This window comes from Streptosporangium heterodermiicola, from assembly GCF_051390675.1.
Classification (GTDB): domain Bacteria; phylum Actinomycetota; class Actinomycetes; order Streptosporangiales; family Streptosporangiaceae; genus Streptosporangium.
The window spans coordinates 124,620-137,940 of the sequence record NZ_JBPJSR010000010.1; the positions used below are offsets into that span (position 1 = coordinate 124,620).

General features: G+C 72.2%; 11 protein-coding genes. 8 read left to right on the forward strand and 3 right to left on the reverse strand.

Annotated features, from left to right (window positions below; all coding sequences use genetic code 11):
- Positions 1 to 11 precede the first annotated feature (11 nt).
- Entirely contained in the window at positions 12 to 1,487 is a 1,476-nt protein-coding gene (gene hflX, locus ACSC1Q_RS22460) for a GTPase HflX (protein WP_436760666.1), read from the reverse strand.
- A 293-nt stretch (positions 1,488 to 1,780) separates the two neighbouring features.
- Positions 1,781 to 2,464, reverse strand: coding sequence for a DUF4097 family beta strand repeat-containing protein (locus ACSC1Q_RS22465; protein ID WP_436760667.1), 684 nt, complete (start codon positions 2,462 to 2,464; stop codon positions 1,781 to 1,783).
- A 243-nt stretch (positions 2,465 to 2,707) separates the two neighbouring features.
- Between ACSC1Q_RS22465 and aceB the strand changes: the two genes are divergently transcribed.
- The 6 genes from aceB to ACSC1Q_RS22495 all read left to right on the forward strand — a co-directional run bounded on the left by aceB (position 2,708) and on the right by ACSC1Q_RS22495 (position 10,081).
- A complete protein-coding gene (gene aceB, locus ACSC1Q_RS22470) occupies positions 2,708 to 4,324 on the forward strand; it encodes a malate synthase A (protein WP_436760668.1) in 1,617 nt (538 codons plus the stop codon).
- Positions 4,325 to 4,433: 109 nt separating this feature from the next.
- Positions 4,434 to 5,081 carry a DUF1016 N-terminal domain-containing protein gene (locus ACSC1Q_RS22475; protein WP_436760669.1) on the forward strand — a complete coding sequence of 216 codons (648 nt, stop codon included), beginning with the start codon at positions 4,434 to 4,436 and terminating at the stop codon, positions 5,079 to 5,081.
- Positions 5,082 to 5,262: 181 nt separating this feature from the next.
- Complete coding sequence (locus ACSC1Q_RS22480) at positions 5,263 to 6,720, forward strand: FAD-binding oxidoreductase (RefSeq protein ID WP_436760670.1); 1,458 nt, start codon at positions 5,263 to 5,265, stop codon at positions 6,718 to 6,720.
- A gap of 11 nt (positions 6,721 to 6,731) precedes the next feature.
- Complete coding sequence (locus ACSC1Q_RS22485) at positions 6,732 to 7,979, forward strand: FAD-binding oxidoreductase (RefSeq protein WP_436760671.1); 1,248 nt, start codon at positions 6,732 to 6,734, stop codon at positions 7,977 to 7,979.
- A 1-nt stretch (position 7,980) separates the two neighbouring features.
- Complete coding sequence (locus tag ACSC1Q_RS22490; RefSeq protein WP_436760672.1) at positions 7,981 to 9,228, forward strand: (Fe-S)-binding protein; 1,248 nt, start codon at positions 7,981 to 7,983, stop codon at positions 9,226 to 9,228.
- A gap of 82 nt (positions 9,229 to 9,310) precedes the next feature.
- Positions 9,311 to 10,081 carry an IclR family transcriptional regulator gene (locus tag ACSC1Q_RS22495; RefSeq protein WP_436760673.1) on the forward strand — a complete coding sequence of 257 codons (771 nt, stop codon included), beginning with the start codon at positions 9,311 to 9,313 and terminating at the stop codon, positions 10,079 to 10,081.
- A 229-nt stretch (positions 10,082 to 10,310) separates the two neighbouring features.
- Here ACSC1Q_RS22495 and ACSC1Q_RS22500 read toward each other — a convergent pair whose 3' ends face one another.
- Positions 10,311 to 11,240, reverse strand: a complete 930-nt coding sequence (locus ACSC1Q_RS22500) for an SPFH domain-containing protein (RefSeq protein WP_436760674.1) — start codon at positions 11,238 to 11,240, stop codon at positions 10,311 to 10,313.
- 202 nt (positions 11,241 to 11,442) lie between these two features.
- On the opposite strand from ACSC1Q_RS22500, the gene ACSC1Q_RS22505 reads away from it, so the two are divergent.
- Complete coding sequence (locus ACSC1Q_RS22505; RefSeq protein WP_436760675.1) at positions 11,443 to 12,105, forward strand: RNA polymerase sigma factor; 663 nt, start codon at positions 11,443 to 11,445, stop codon at positions 12,103 to 12,105.
- Positions 12,102 to 13,187 carry a CU044_5270 family protein gene (locus ACSC1Q_RS22510; protein WP_436760676.1) on the forward strand — a complete coding sequence of 362 codons (1,086 nt, stop codon included), beginning with the start codon at positions 12,102 to 12,104 and terminating at the stop codon, positions 13,185 to 13,187. The genes ACSC1Q_RS22505 and ACSC1Q_RS22510 overlap by 4 nt, the downstream gene beginning before the upstream one ends.
- Positions 13,188 to 13,321: the final 134 nt, after the last annotated feature.

Sequence of the window (13,321 nt, forward strand, 5' to 3'; positions counted from 1 at the left end):
GGAAGGGCGGGTCAGACCGCCGTCTCGACCGGCTTCGCGGTCCTCTCCAGCTCGGCGAAGAGGCCGGGCAGGACCCTGGCGTGCAGGACGGTGCCGTCGCCGGTGTGCTCGACCCCGAGGACCTCGCCTTCCTTGTGCGCCCGGGAGATCAGGTCGCCGCGCTCGTACGGCACGAGAAGCCTGACCTCCTGGTCGAAGCGGGGCAGCTCCCGCTCGATCACGGCCCTCAGCTCGTCGAGCCCGGCGCCGGTGCGGGCCGAGACCACGACGGTATGGTTCTCCTTCGCGGTCAGCTGGGCCAGCACCACCGGGTCGGCGGCGTCGGCCTTGTTGATGACCACGATCTCGGGGATGTCGCGGGTGCCCTCGATGTCGCCGATCACCTCGCGCACCGCCGTGAGCTGCGACTCGGGGTCGGGGTGCGAGCCGTCGACCACGTGCAGGATCAGGTCGGCGTCGCCGACCTCCTCCAGCGTGGAGCGGAACGCCTCGACGAGCTGGTGCGGCAGGTGCCGGACGAACCCGACGGTGTCGGCCAGCGTGAACAGGCGGCCGTCGGGCGTGTGCGCCCTGCGGACCGTCGGGTCGAGCGTGGCGAACAGGGAGTCCTCGACCAGCACTCCCGCGCCGGTCAGCCGGTTCAGCAGCGAGGACTTGCCCGCGTTGGTGTATCCGGCGATGGCCACGGCGGGGACCTCGCGCTGCGTGCGCCGCGAGCGCTTGGTCTCGCGGGCGGTGGTCATGCCGCCGATCTGGCGGCGCAGCTTGGCCATCCGCTCGCGGATCCGGCGGCGGTCCAGCTCGATCTTGGTCTCACCGGGACCGCGGCCGCCCATGCCGACGCCGCCCGCGGCGCGGCCGCCGACCTGGCGCGACAGGTTGCCACCCCAGCCTCGAAGGCGCGGAAGCAGGTAGTTGAGCTGCGCGAGCTCGACCTGCGCCTTGCCCTCGCGGCTCTTGGCGTGCTGGGCGAAGATGTCGAGGATCAGCATGGTCCGGTCGATGACCTTGACCTTGACGATCTCCTCAAGCTGGCGGAGCTGGCCGGGGCTCAGCTCTCCGTCGCACACCACGGTGTCGGCACCGGTGGCGGAGACGATGTCGGCGAGCTCCTGCGCCTTGCCCGAACCGATGTAGGTCGCGGTGTCGGGCTTCTGCCGGCGCTGGATCAGCCCCTCCAGCACTTCCGAACCCGCGGTCTCGGCGAGGAGCTTCAGCTCCAGGAGGGAGTTTTCGGCGTCGGTCGCCGTTCCGGAGGTCCAGACGCCGACCAGGACGACCCGCTCAAGCCGCAGCTGGCGGTATTCGACCTCGGTGACGTCTTCCAGCTCCGTGGAGAGGCCCGCCACCCGGCGGAGTGCCTGGCGCTCGGCCAGGTCCATCTCGCCGTTGTCGAGCAGGTCGTCGAATCGGTCGATGTCCAGCGGCTCACGAGTGTCTATGTCGTCGCTCCATTCAGATGGTTGGTGCCCACATGTTCTTCTCATATGAGTGAACGCCCGAACACCCCGGGTCTCTTCCCCTCGATGGTGCCACGGGAACCCCTACGTCATCACCTGGTTATCACCACTTCGTCCCCACGGGGCGCGGACACGCCCTGATCGGGGCGCCGGAAGCGTCCCGGGAGCGTCCCGAGGCGTTCGGGAGGCGTTCAGGAGGCACGGCGCCGGGCGGGCGCCGGCCCGCGCGACCAGCACGGGCGTGGCACCGGGGCGGCGGGACCCGCGCCTCCCCGCGAGCCGGGCGACGTCACCCCGTACGGTCCACACCGGGCGCGTCGTCAGGGCAGCAGGACCTGGGCGTCGCCGGAACCGGTCCGCAGCGTGACCTTGCGGGACGAGGCGGGGTCCTTGGTCACCTCCACGGTCTCGTCGCCGGAGCCGGTCTCGGCGGTGACGTCGTACCCTCCCCGGGGAAGGTACGCGACGACGTCGCCGCTCCCGGTCTCGATCTCCACCCCCTCTGGCGCGGCGGAGAACCTTGCCTCGATGTCGCCCGAGCCGGTCTCGGCGGTGAACCGCTTGGCGGTGAGACCGCCGGCCTCGATCTCGCCGGAGCCGCTCACGGCGTTCACCTCCCCGGTCAGCCCGCGCATCGTGATGGTGCCCGAGCCGGTGTCGAGCTTGGTCTTGAGGCCCCGCGGGATCTCGACCTTGTAGTCGACCGAGCAGTTGCCCCGGCACTCGTCGCGCAAGGTGAGCGTGCCGCCGTCCACCGAGTGGCTGGGCGTGGGCCTGTCGCCGCGCCAGTGGATGGTCTCGGTCACGTGGACGGCGGGCCGGTCCGACTCGGTGACCACGAGATCGCCGGAACCGGCGGCGACGTCCAGGGCCGTCAGCTTGTCCGTGACGTCGTAGGAGACGACCTCCTGCTGCCGCTCACGGAAGTCGAGACCGAGGTCACAGCCCGAGAGCAGGAACACCGACCCCACGACCGCCCCGGCGACGAGCATGTTCTTCCTCATGCGCTCAATCCTCGATTTTCCGGGAAGTCTTCGCTTCCCATGTGCGACCGGTCCGTTCTCCCCCTCTGCCGGGGGCGCTGACCTCACTCTGTCCGAGTCCGCCTCCCAGATCATCGGGGAACTCCCCGAGCGACCCCTGAGGGGGACCCTGCCTTTGACCCGTGACCGGCCCTCAAGTAGCGTCGATTCCACAATTCAGAATTACTTTTCCACCATGCGGAAAGCTTTAGGGAAAGAGGACCCATGGACGGTGTGGAGACCGGCGGCGTGGAGACCGGCGGCGTGGGGATCGGCGGCCCCATCCGGGACCGCTTCGACGAGATCCTCACGCCGGAGGCGCTGGCCTTCGTGGCCACCCTCCAGCGTGAGTTCGACGGCCGGCGCCTGGAGCTGCTGGAGGCCCGCCGGGCCCGCCAGGCGGAGCTGTCCGCGGGCGGCACCCTCGACTTCCTGCCCGAGACCAGGCAGGTGCGCGAGTCCGAGTGGCGCGTCGCCCCGCCCGCCCCCGGGCTGGTGGACCGCCGCGTGGAGATCACCGGCCCCGTCGACCGGAAGATGACGATCAACGCGCTGAACTCGGGCGCCAAGGTCTGGCTGGCGGACTTCGAGGACGCCAACGCCCCGACCTGGGAGAACACCATCGGCGGCCAGCTCAACCTGCGCGACGCGCTCGACCGGACCCTCGACTTCTCCGCCGGGGAGAAGAGCTACGCCCTCAAGCCGGACAGCGAGCTGGCCACCGTCGTGGTCCGGCCCCGCGGCTGGCACCTGGACGAGAAGCACCTCACCCTCGACGGCAGGCCGTTCTCGGCCTCCCTCGTCGACTTCGGCCTCTACTTCTTCCACTCGGCGCAACGGCAGATGGCCAAGGGCAAGGGCCCGTACTTCTACCTGCCGAAGATCGAGTCGCACCTGGAGGCCCGCCTCTGGAACGACGTCTTCGTCAGGGCCCAGGAGCTGCTCGAAATCCCCCGGGGGACGATCCGGGCGACCGTGCTCATCGAGACCTACCCGGCCGCGTTCGAGATGGAGGAGATCCTCTACGAGCTGCGCGACCACTCCGCGGGCCTCAACGCGGGCCGCTGGGACTACCTCTTCAGCGTGATCAAGAAGTTCCGCACCCGCGGCCGCGAGTTCCTGCTGCCCGAGCGCAACGCCGTGACGATGACCGCCCCGTTCATGCGCGCCTACACCGAGCTGCTGGTCAGCACCTGCCACCGGCGCGGGGCCCACGCCATCGGCGGGATGGCCGCGTTCATCCCCTCCCGTCGCGACCCCGAGGTCAACAAGGTCGCCCTGGAGAAGGTCACCGCCGACAAGACCCGCGAGTCCGGCGACGGTTTCGACGGCTCGTGGGTGGCGCACCCCGACCTCGTGCCGATCTGCCGCGACGTCTTCGACGCCGTCCTCGACGACCGGCCGAACCAGCTGCACCGCCTGCGCGAGGACGTCTCCGTCTCCGCCGCCGACCTGCTCGCGGTCTCCAAGACCCCCGGCGACATCACCGAGGCGGGACTGCGCAACAACGTGGACGTGGCGCTGCGCTACCTCGCCGCCTGGATGGGCGGCCTGGGCGCGGTGGCGATCCACAACCTGATGGAGGACGCGGCGACCGCCGAGATCTCCCGTTCCCAGATCTGGCAGTGGATCCACAACGGCATCGAGCTCGCCGACACCGGCGCCGTGGTGACCGGGGAGCTGGTCGAGAAGATCATCGACGAGGAGCTCGCCAAGATCAAGGCGGAGCCCGGTTACGACGAGGCCCTCTACGGTCAGGCCACCGCGCTGTTCAAGGAGGTCGCCCTGGACGACGACTTCGCGGAGTTCCTTACTCTCCCGGCGTATGCGCGTATGCCGTGACATGACCATTCCGACGGTGCGGAATCCTCATCCCCTGGCGGGGATTCCTCACTCCGGGCGGTCACCTAGGGCGGATGCGGGCGCCGGGCCGAGTGGATACTTTGCGTGCATGAGCGATGACAGGAACGGCGGAGGAGCCGACCAGAGCGAGTACGCAGCGCTGCTCGACGCCGTCAAGCGCGAGATCATCGGCAGCAGGGGGCGGGTGGCACTGCTCACCACCGACACCGAGCTGATCCGGCAGTACTGGCGGATCGGCCGCCACATCCTCGACCGGCAGCCGGACGAGGAGTGGGGCAGGAAGGCGGTGCCCCGGCTCTCGGCCGACCTGCGCGGCGCGTTCCCCGAGGCGATGGGCTACTCGCGGACCAACCTCCTCTACATGAGGGCCTTCGCGGCGGCCTGGCCCGACTCCGTCCCGCAGACTGCGCGGCCGATTCCCTGGGGCCACCACATCGTCCTGCTGGATATGCTGGACAACGGGGCGACCAGGGAGTTCTACGCGCGCAAGACCGCGGACGAGGGCTGGGCCAGAGGCGTCCTGATCACGATGATCAAGGGCCGGCTCCACCTGCGCATCCGCCACTCCCCGCCGGGCCCCGTCCGCACGCCGCCCTCCCCCGACCTCCGGACCGACTGCCGGGCGTCGCAGCGGGCGGCCGGTGAGCCCCGCTTCGCCGGTCTCGTGGACGACGGCCCCAGGCACGGCAGGAACGCCGGCGCCGCCGCGCTGAGCGAGAATTCGAGACGCGGATGACGCGGATGACGCGGATGACGCGGATGACGCGGATGACGCGGATGACGCGGATGACGCGGATGACGCGGATGACGAGAGTGACGAGGATGACGAAGACGACGTCCTCGGTCGGCCGATGGAGGCCGGCGGGCACCGGCGGCGCCGGACCGCCGGGCACACCGGGCACGCCGGAGGAGGAACGATGTCGACGAAGACCCTGGACGAGCCGGCCCGCAGGTTCGAGGAACTCCTCGGCCCCGGGTCGGTCATCACCGATCCCGTACGGCTGCGCACCTACGAGTGCGACGGCCTGACCCACCACCGGGTAACCCCCGGCGTCGTGGTGCTGCCGGAAAGCGCCGAGCAGGTCGCGGCCGTGGTGCGGATCTGCGACGAGTACGGCCTGCCGTTCGTGGCCAGGGGCGCCGGGACGGGGCTGTCGGGCGGCGCCCTGCCCCGGTCCGACGGGGTGCTGGTGGTGACCTCGAAGATGCGGCGGATCCTCTCCGTCGACCTCCCGAACCGGCGGGCCGTCGTCGAGCCGGGGGTCACCAACCTGGCGATCACCGAGGCCGTCCGCGACCTGGGCTACTACTACGCGCCCGACCCCTCCAGCCAGCAGGTCTGCACGATCGGCGGCAACGTGGCGGAGAACTCCGGCGGCGCGCACTGCCTGAAGTACGGCTTCACCGTCAACCACGTGGTCGGCCTGGAGATCGTCACCCCGGACGGCGACATCGTCGAGCTCTCCGACACCGATCCCGGCTACGACCTGCTGGGCGCGTTCGTCGGCTCGGAGGGCACCCTCGGCATCGCGACCAAGGTCGTCGTACGGCTGAGCAGGCTGCCCGAGTCCGTCACGACGCTGCTCGCGGCGTTCGAGGACATCGAGCGGGGCGGGCAGGCGGTGTCGGCGATCATCGGCGGCGGCATCGTGCCCGCCGCGATCGAGATGATGGACGCCCTCGCCGTCGAGGCGGCCGAGGCGGCGGTGGCGTGCGCCTACCCCGAGGGCGCGGGGGCGGTGCTCGTCGTGGAGCTGGACGGCCCGGCCGAGGAGGTCGCGCACCAGTTCGGCGAGGTGACGCGGCTCTGCCGGGAGAGCGGCGCGTTCGAGATCCGGGTCGCCGACGACCCCGCGGAGCGGGCCGCGATCTGGCGGGGCCGCAAGTCGGCGTTCGCCGCGGTGGGCCGGATCAGCCCCGCCTACATCGTCCAGGACGGTGTCGTCCCCCGGACCGCGCTGCCCGGGGTGCTGGCGAGCATCGACGCCCTCTCCCGCGAGTACGGCATCAGGGTGGCGAACGTCTTCCACGCCGGTGACGGCAACCTGCACCCGCTGGTGCTGTTCGACGACGCGGAGCCGGGCGCGGGCGAGCGGGCGGAGATCGTCTCGGGGAAGATCCTGGACCTGTGCATCGAGCACGGCGGCTCCATCACCGGCGAGCACGGCGTCGGCGTGGACAAGTCCCGATATATGCCGAAAATGTTCTCGGAGGACGATCTCAACACCATGCAGCTGGTGCGCTGCGCCTTCGACCCCCGCGGCCTGTCGAACCCGGGCAAGATCTTCCCGACCCCCCGGCTGTGCGGCGAGGTCCCCGGGGTCCGCAAGGGCGCGCACCCGCTGGTCGAGTCGGGGCAGGCGGAGCACTTCTGATGGGAGCACTCTTGGAAGCGCCTCTGGAAGCGCTGCGCGAGACCGGCGTGACGATCAGGGAGGCGACCGCCGACGACGCGGTGGGCGGGGTCCCGCCGCGCTGGGTGGCCCTGCCGGAGAACACCGGGGAGGTCGCCGCGCTGATGCACGTCTCGGCCGCGCACGACCTGGCCGTGGTCCCGGTGGGAGACGGCACCAAACTCGACTGGGGCAATCCCCCCGAACGGTGTGACCTGCTGATCGACACCTGCTGCCTGCTCCTCGGCGACGGGTCGGCGGTCGAGCACTCCGCGGGCGACCTCGTGGCACGGGTCGGCGCGGGACTCCCCCTCGGCGTCCTCGGCTCCATGCTCGCGCGGTCGCGGCAGGAGCTGGTCCTGGACACCCCCGGGGGTGCCGGCACGGTCGGCGGCACGCTCGCCACCGCGGTCGCCGGCCCCCGCAGGTTCCGCTACGGCACCGCCCGCGACCTGCTGATCGGCATCACGGTCGTGCTGGCCGACGGCACGGTCGCCACCTCGGGCGGCAACGTCGTCAAGAACGTCGCGGGCTACGACCTGGGCAAGCTCTTCACCGGCTCGTACGGCACGCTCGGCGTCATCACCGAGGCCACCTTCCGACTCCACCCGGTCCCCGCCGACCGCCGCTGGGTCACCGTGGACCTGCCCGGCTCCGGGACGGAGGACGCGTCGGCCGCGCTGGTCGCCGAGCTCGCGGCCTCGCAGGCCGAGCCGAGCGCCGTCGAGCTGGACCGGCCGGACCTCATCGGCGGGTCCGCCGTGTCCGCGCTCGTCGAGGGGGTGGCGGCCGGCGCGCGGGCCGAGGCCGTACGCGAGCGGATGGACGAGTACGGGAGCGCGCGGATCACCGCCGAGGCGCCCGCCTGGTGGGCGGTGCCGCCCGGCGAGGAGGTGCTGCTGGAGCTGCGGGTCCCGCCCGCCGCCGCGTACCCGGCGCTGCACGCGGTCGCCGCGCGCGGGCTGCCCGCGCGCGTGCGCGGGTCGGTCGCCTCCGCGGTCCTGCTGGTCGCGCTGCCTACGGGCGTCGGCGCGGCGGAGTTCGCCGGGTTCGTGACCGGCGTGCGCGACGACCTGCGGCGGCTCGGCGGCGCGCTGACCGTGCTCGCCGCGCCCCCGGCCCTCGCCGGCGGGGTCGACCGCTGGGGCCCGTCGGGGGCGCTGCCGCTGATGCGGCGGGTCAAGGAACGGTTCGACCCCGGCCGGAGGATGTCCCCCGGCCGGTTCGCGGGAGGGATCTGACGTGGACCCAGAGCTGATCAACGACTGCGTGCACTGCGGGTTCTGCCTGCCCTCGTGCCCGACGTACGTTCTGTGGGGCGAGGAGATGGACTCCCCGCGCGGCCGGATCCACCTGATGAGACAGCACGTCGAGGGCACCCCGCTGACACCGGAGATGGCCGGCCACTTCGACGCGTGCCTGGGGTGCATGGCCTGCGTGACCGCCTGCCCGTCCGGGGTGAGGTACGACCGGCTGATCGAGCAGACCCGGGCCGAGGTGGAGCGGGTGCACGTGCGGGAGCCGGACGACAGGGCGCTGCGGGCGCTGGTCTTCCAGCTGTTCCCCTATCCCCGGCGGCTGCGGGCGATGCGGCTGCCGCTGCGGCTCAGCGCCGGGCTGCGGCGGGCGGTCGCGCCGAGGCTGGAGCGGATCAACCCGTCCCTGGCGGCGATGGCCGACCTCGCTCCCCCGGCCGCCGCCAGGCTGCGGCTGCCGCGCGGGATCGCGGCGCGGGGGGCGCGCAGGGCCACGGTCGGGATGCTCACCGGCTGCGTGCAGGGGGAGTTCTTCCCGCAGGTCAACGAGGCCACGGCCCGGGTGCTCGCGATGGAGGGCTGCGACGTGGTGATCCCGCCGTCGCAGGGCTGCTGCGGGGCGCTGTCGCTGCACTCCGGCCAGGAGAGGCAGGCCCTGAGGTTCGCGAAGCGGACGATCGCCACCTTCGAGCGGGCGGGCGTCGACACGATCGTGGTCAACGCCGCCGGCTGCGGGTCGACGATGAAGGACTACGCGGAGATCCTGGAGGGCGAGGGCGCCGAGTGGGTCGAGAGGGCCCGGGCGATCAGGACCGTCGACTTGGCGGAGTATCTCGTCGCGCTCGGCCCGGCGGCCGAGCGGCACCCGCTGCCGCTCACCGTGGCCTACCACGACGCCTGCCACCTGGCCCACGCCCAGGGGATACGGTCGGAGCCCCGCGAGCTCCTGGACGGCGTGCCCGGCCTGGAGGTGCGGGAGATCGCCGAGTCGGCGATCTGCTGCGGCTCCGCGGGGACCTACAACCTGTTCCAGCCGGAGACCGCGAGGGACCTCGGCGACCGCAAGGCGGAGCGGGTGCTCGACACCGGCGCCGACCTGCTGGTCTCGGCCAACCCCGGGTGCACCATGCAGATCGCCGCGGCGATCCGCCGCCGGGGCGCCGAGCCCGTCCCGGTGGCGCACACCGCCCAGGTCCTCGACGCCTCGCTGCGTGGCCTGACGAGGGTGCCGTGAGCGGGGGGTCCGTGAACAAGGGTTCCGTGGGCAGGGGTTCCGTGGGCGGCCCGCCCGGCCGGTGCGGGATCGAGGGGGGCGCATGAGCGCGGTGCAGTCGGTCGACCGGGCACTGGACGTGCTGGAGGCGCTCGCCGAGCGGGGTGGCGAGGCCGGGCTCTCGGAGATCGCGGCCAGGACCGGGCTGCCGTACGGGACGATCCACCGGCTGCTGCGCACGCTGCTCGCGCGGGGCTACGTACGCCAGGAGTCCGACCGCCGCTACGCCCTGGGCGGTGCGCTGGTGCGGCTAGGCGGGGTGGCCGAGCGCATGGTCGGCGTGTGGGCGCAGCCGTACCTGACGAGGCTGGTCGAGCTGTCGGGCGAGACGGCCAACCTGGCGGTGCTGGAGGGCGACTTCGTGGTCTACGTCGCCCAGGTACCCTCGCCGAGGCGGCTGCGGATGTTCGCGGAGGTCGGCAGGCGGGTGCTGCCGCACAGCACGGCCGTGGGGAAGGTCCTGATGGCCGGCCGGGCCGACACCGAGGTGGCGTCGCTGGTCGAGCGGACCGGCATGCCGCGCAGGACCGCCAACACGATCACCGACCTGCCCGGGATGCTCGCCGAGCTGGAGCGGGTGCGGGAGCACGGGTACGCCATGGACCTGGGCGAGGAGGAGCTGGGCGTGCACTGCCTGGCGGTGGGCGTACGGGACGGGGCTCGGACGATCGCCGCGCTGTCGGTGTCCGGACCGGCCGAGCGCGTCACCGCGCTCGACCGGCGGGACCTCGCCGAGGGCATGCGCAGGATCGCCCACGACCTCGGCGCCGAGCTGGGCCCGGTGATGCCCGCCAGGGCGGACCGCACGTCGTGAACCGGTCGCCCGTCCCGGCGGGTACGGCGTGAGGCGACCGCGGGACCACCTCGCGGCCGCCCGGCGGGGGTCCCGGGGTCCGGGGCGCCTTCCGGCCGGATTCCCCGATCACCGGCTTCCGGTGACGGCCACCGGACGAGAGTTCCGGGGACCGGCTCGCTTTCCGACCGGACTCCCCGGTCGTCCGCTTCCGGCGACGATCGCCGGACGAGGGTCCCGGGTGTGGAGGTCAGCGGCCCGGAGGGGTGATGTTGAGGTTGCTGCCCTGCGGCACCGGGACCACGCTGACCTGCCCCTTCTGGATGGCCTGCCAGAGCACGGCGCCCTGCGGACCGAGAACCCTGACCAGGTCCTTGATCGACTCGATCTCGGTGCGGACCTTGGCGTTGCGCTGGGTCTGCGCGACGTTCTCCGCCTTGGCCGCCTGCTCCGAGGCGAGCGCGGCGACCAGGGCCTCCGGCGGCTCGGGCTTCTGGATGGTGAGGGAGATGTCGCCGCACTGCCCGCTGCCCCCGTAGTTCTGGTTGCAGAAGTAGTCGCCCCCGGCCGTCGCCTTGATGAACTCCCTGGCGAGCTGGCCGACCCGCGCCTCCCACGCCTGCTTCACCTTCGGGTCGTTGAACAGCCCGCGCCACTCGAACTCCTGCGAGGCGGCGTCCATCGCGCGGTCCAGCGGCACCCGCATGTAGATGTTGAGCATCCGCCGCCAGCCGTCGGACGACTCGCCCTCCTCGTAGTAGGCGCGGAACTTCAGCCCGATCTTCTCGTGGAACTGCTGGAGCGTCCTGCAGTCGGTGTTCAGCGTGAACGTCGCCACCCCGGACACGGTCATCTCCACGTTGTCCTTGGAGACGACCGACAGCGGCTTGGACTCGGCGTCGTCCGCCCCGGAGAAGTCGAAGGTCCGCTGGCCGAACGGGTAGGAGTACCCGTTGTCGCCGGGGCCGAGGAGCGTGGCACCGCTGGAGGGGTTGATGCACTTCTCGAACTTGATGGCCTCCAGGACGCCGCCCGCGTAGTGCAGGACCACCTCGTCGGGCTGGGTGCTCACCCGCGAGCACGCGCTGAGGGCGAACCCGGAGACCACCAGCAGGGCGACCGCGAGGAGGAACCCCTTCAGCAGCAGCCGCCTGCCGCCCCCGGCCTTCTGAGCGCTCATCATCTCTCCCTTTCGCACCCGTTTCGTGAAGGCGGAGCCTAACGGCGGCCGATCACAGCCGGTGGAGCCTCGGGCGACTCGACGCCCAAGGGAGACATATCCGTCTATGGAACCCGATACCAACGAGCGGCGGAGTAGGAGGTGAGAGCGCGAACGCGCTCCGGTAAGGATGCACCGTGACAACGACTGGACGAAGCGGGTGGTGACACTGGGTCTCCCCCGACGGACCGGGTCCCTCCCGCCGCCCACGCCCACCGGCGAGACGACCGGCGCGACCGGCGCGCCCGGCGCCACCGAGACGACCGGTGTGACCGACGCGACCTGCGCCACCGACGCGGCGCTGATCGGCGAGTCCCTGACGGACCCCGACAGGTTCGCCGGGCTCTTCGACCGCCACGCCGACGAGATCCACCGGTACGTGGCGCGGCGGCTGGACGACGTGACCACGGCCGACGACGTGACGGCCGAGACGTTCCTCGTGGCCTTCCGCAAACGGGCCCGATACGACCTCGGCCGCGCCGACGCCAGACCCTGGCTGTACGGGATCGCCTCGAACCTGATCTCCGGCCACCGCAGGTCGGAGACCCGCAGGTTGAAGGCACTCGCCCGGCAGGCTCCCGAGCGCGCGGCCGAGTTCGAGGACCGCAGCGCCGAGCGCGTCACCGCCGACCGGCTCAGGCCCGCCCTCGCCGCCGCGCTGGCCGGGCTCGGCTCCGCGGAGCGGGACCTGCTCCTGCTGGTGGCCTGGGCCGACCTGTCCTACGAGGAGGCCGCGCAGGCGCTCGGCATCCCGATCGGGACCGTCAGGTCCCGCCTCTCCCGTACCCGGACCAAGATCCGCCGCTCCCTGGAGTCGCACAGATGAACGATGACGAGATCCAGCTGGTGGCCGCCATCCGGCCCGAGGCGCCCGCGTACGACGAGAGGGCGAGGCAGGCGGCCCGGCGGGGGCTGGCCGCGGCGGCCGCGCCGCGGGCACGGGGGTGGACACCGCGGTGGCGCGGGCCGTACGCGATGGCGGTGGCCGGGGCGCTCGCGGTGGCGGTGGGGGCGACCGCGATCACCCTGGCGGGTTCCCAGGGCGGCTCCCGGGGAGCAGCGGAGGAGGTCGTGGTGACGATGCCCGAGATCGCCGCCGTCTCGGCGAGCGAGGTGCTCGACAAGGCGGCGCGGGCGGCCGTGCGGACGGACCTGGCGCCGCGCGACGACCAGTTCGTCAAGGTCGAGTCGGAGACGATGTACGGCTCCTTCAGCGGCACGGGGACGAACGCGGAGACGGGTGAGACCGAAGGGGAGACCCGCTACCTCTACCGGACCAAGCGGGTCATCTGGCTGTCCGCCGACGGGACGAGGAACGGCTCGGTGCGGATCGAGTACCTGACGCCCAGGGCCTACCCCGGCTGGCCGATCCCCGAGATGGCGTACGAGAGGACCGGGACCGAGACGCTCCCGCTGGTGAACTGCGGGAAGACCCCCGAGTACATGCGCACCGACCACGCGGCGCTCAAGAGGCTCCCCACGGACGCCGACGGGATGCGCGCCCACCTCTACACCGGCGACCGGGGCGGTGCCTCCAAGGACGAGGCGGCCTTCACCGCGGCGGGCGACATGCTCAGGGAGACCTACATGCCCCCGGCGCAGCGGGCGGCGCTGTTCAAGGCGGTCGGCACCATCCCCGGGGTCGACGTCACCAAGCGGGCCGAGGACGCGGCGGGACGCGAGGGGATCGGCGTCGGCAGGGTCGGCCTCGACGGCGTCAGGCAGGATCTGATCTTCGACGCGAAGACGTACGAGCTGCTCGGCGAGCGCGGCATCGTGGTCGACGAGCGGGCCGCCAGGTCGCCCGAGGGCAGCCTGGTCGCCTCGACCGCCCAGCTCTCGGTCACGGTGGCCGACGAGGCTCCCGGCGCGAACCCGGAGGACGAAAAGGCGAACGGCTGCGGCTGACAGCCGCAGCCGTCGAGGCCCCGCGTTCCCCGGCCCGTCGGTCAGGTCGGCCACAGGGGACGCGCCCCGGCGGCCGTACGGGATCAGGCGCGGCTCCGGGGCTCCCGGCCCATCGGCCGCGGTGCCCGGTCAGG

Excerpts from the sequence above, each read along its gene's own strand:
- hflX (WP_436760666.1), bottom strand. The coding sequence starts at position 1,487 with ATGAGAAGAACATGTGGGCACCAACCATCTGAATGGAGCGACGACATA.
- ACSC1Q_RS22465 (WP_436760667.1), bottom strand. The coding sequence starts at position 2,464 with ATGAGGAAGAACATGCTCGTCGCCGGGGCGGTCGTGGGGTCGGTGTTC.
- aceB (WP_436760668.1), top strand. The coding sequence starts at position 2,708 with ATGGACGGTGTGGAGACCGGCGGCGTGGAGACCGGCGGCGTGGGGATC.
- ACSC1Q_RS22475 (WP_436760669.1), top strand. The coding sequence starts at position 4,434 with ATGAGCGATGACAGGAACGGCGGAGGAGCCGACCAGAGCGAGTACGCA.
- ACSC1Q_RS22480 (WP_436760670.1), top strand. The coding sequence starts at position 5,263 with ATGTCGACGAAGACCCTGGACGAGCCGGCCCGCAGGTTCGAGGAACTC.
- ACSC1Q_RS22495 (WP_436760673.1), top strand. The coding sequence starts at position 9,311 with ATGAGCGCGGTGCAGTCGGTCGACCGGGCACTGGACGTGCTGGAGGCG.
- ACSC1Q_RS22500 (WP_436760674.1), bottom strand. The coding sequence starts at position 11,240 with ATGAGCGCTCAGAAGGCCGGGGGCGGCAGGCGGCTGCTGCTGAAGGGG.
- ACSC1Q_RS22510 (WP_436760676.1), top strand. The coding sequence starts at position 12,102 with ATGAACGATGACGAGATCCAGCTGGTGGCCGCCATCCGGCCCGAGGCG.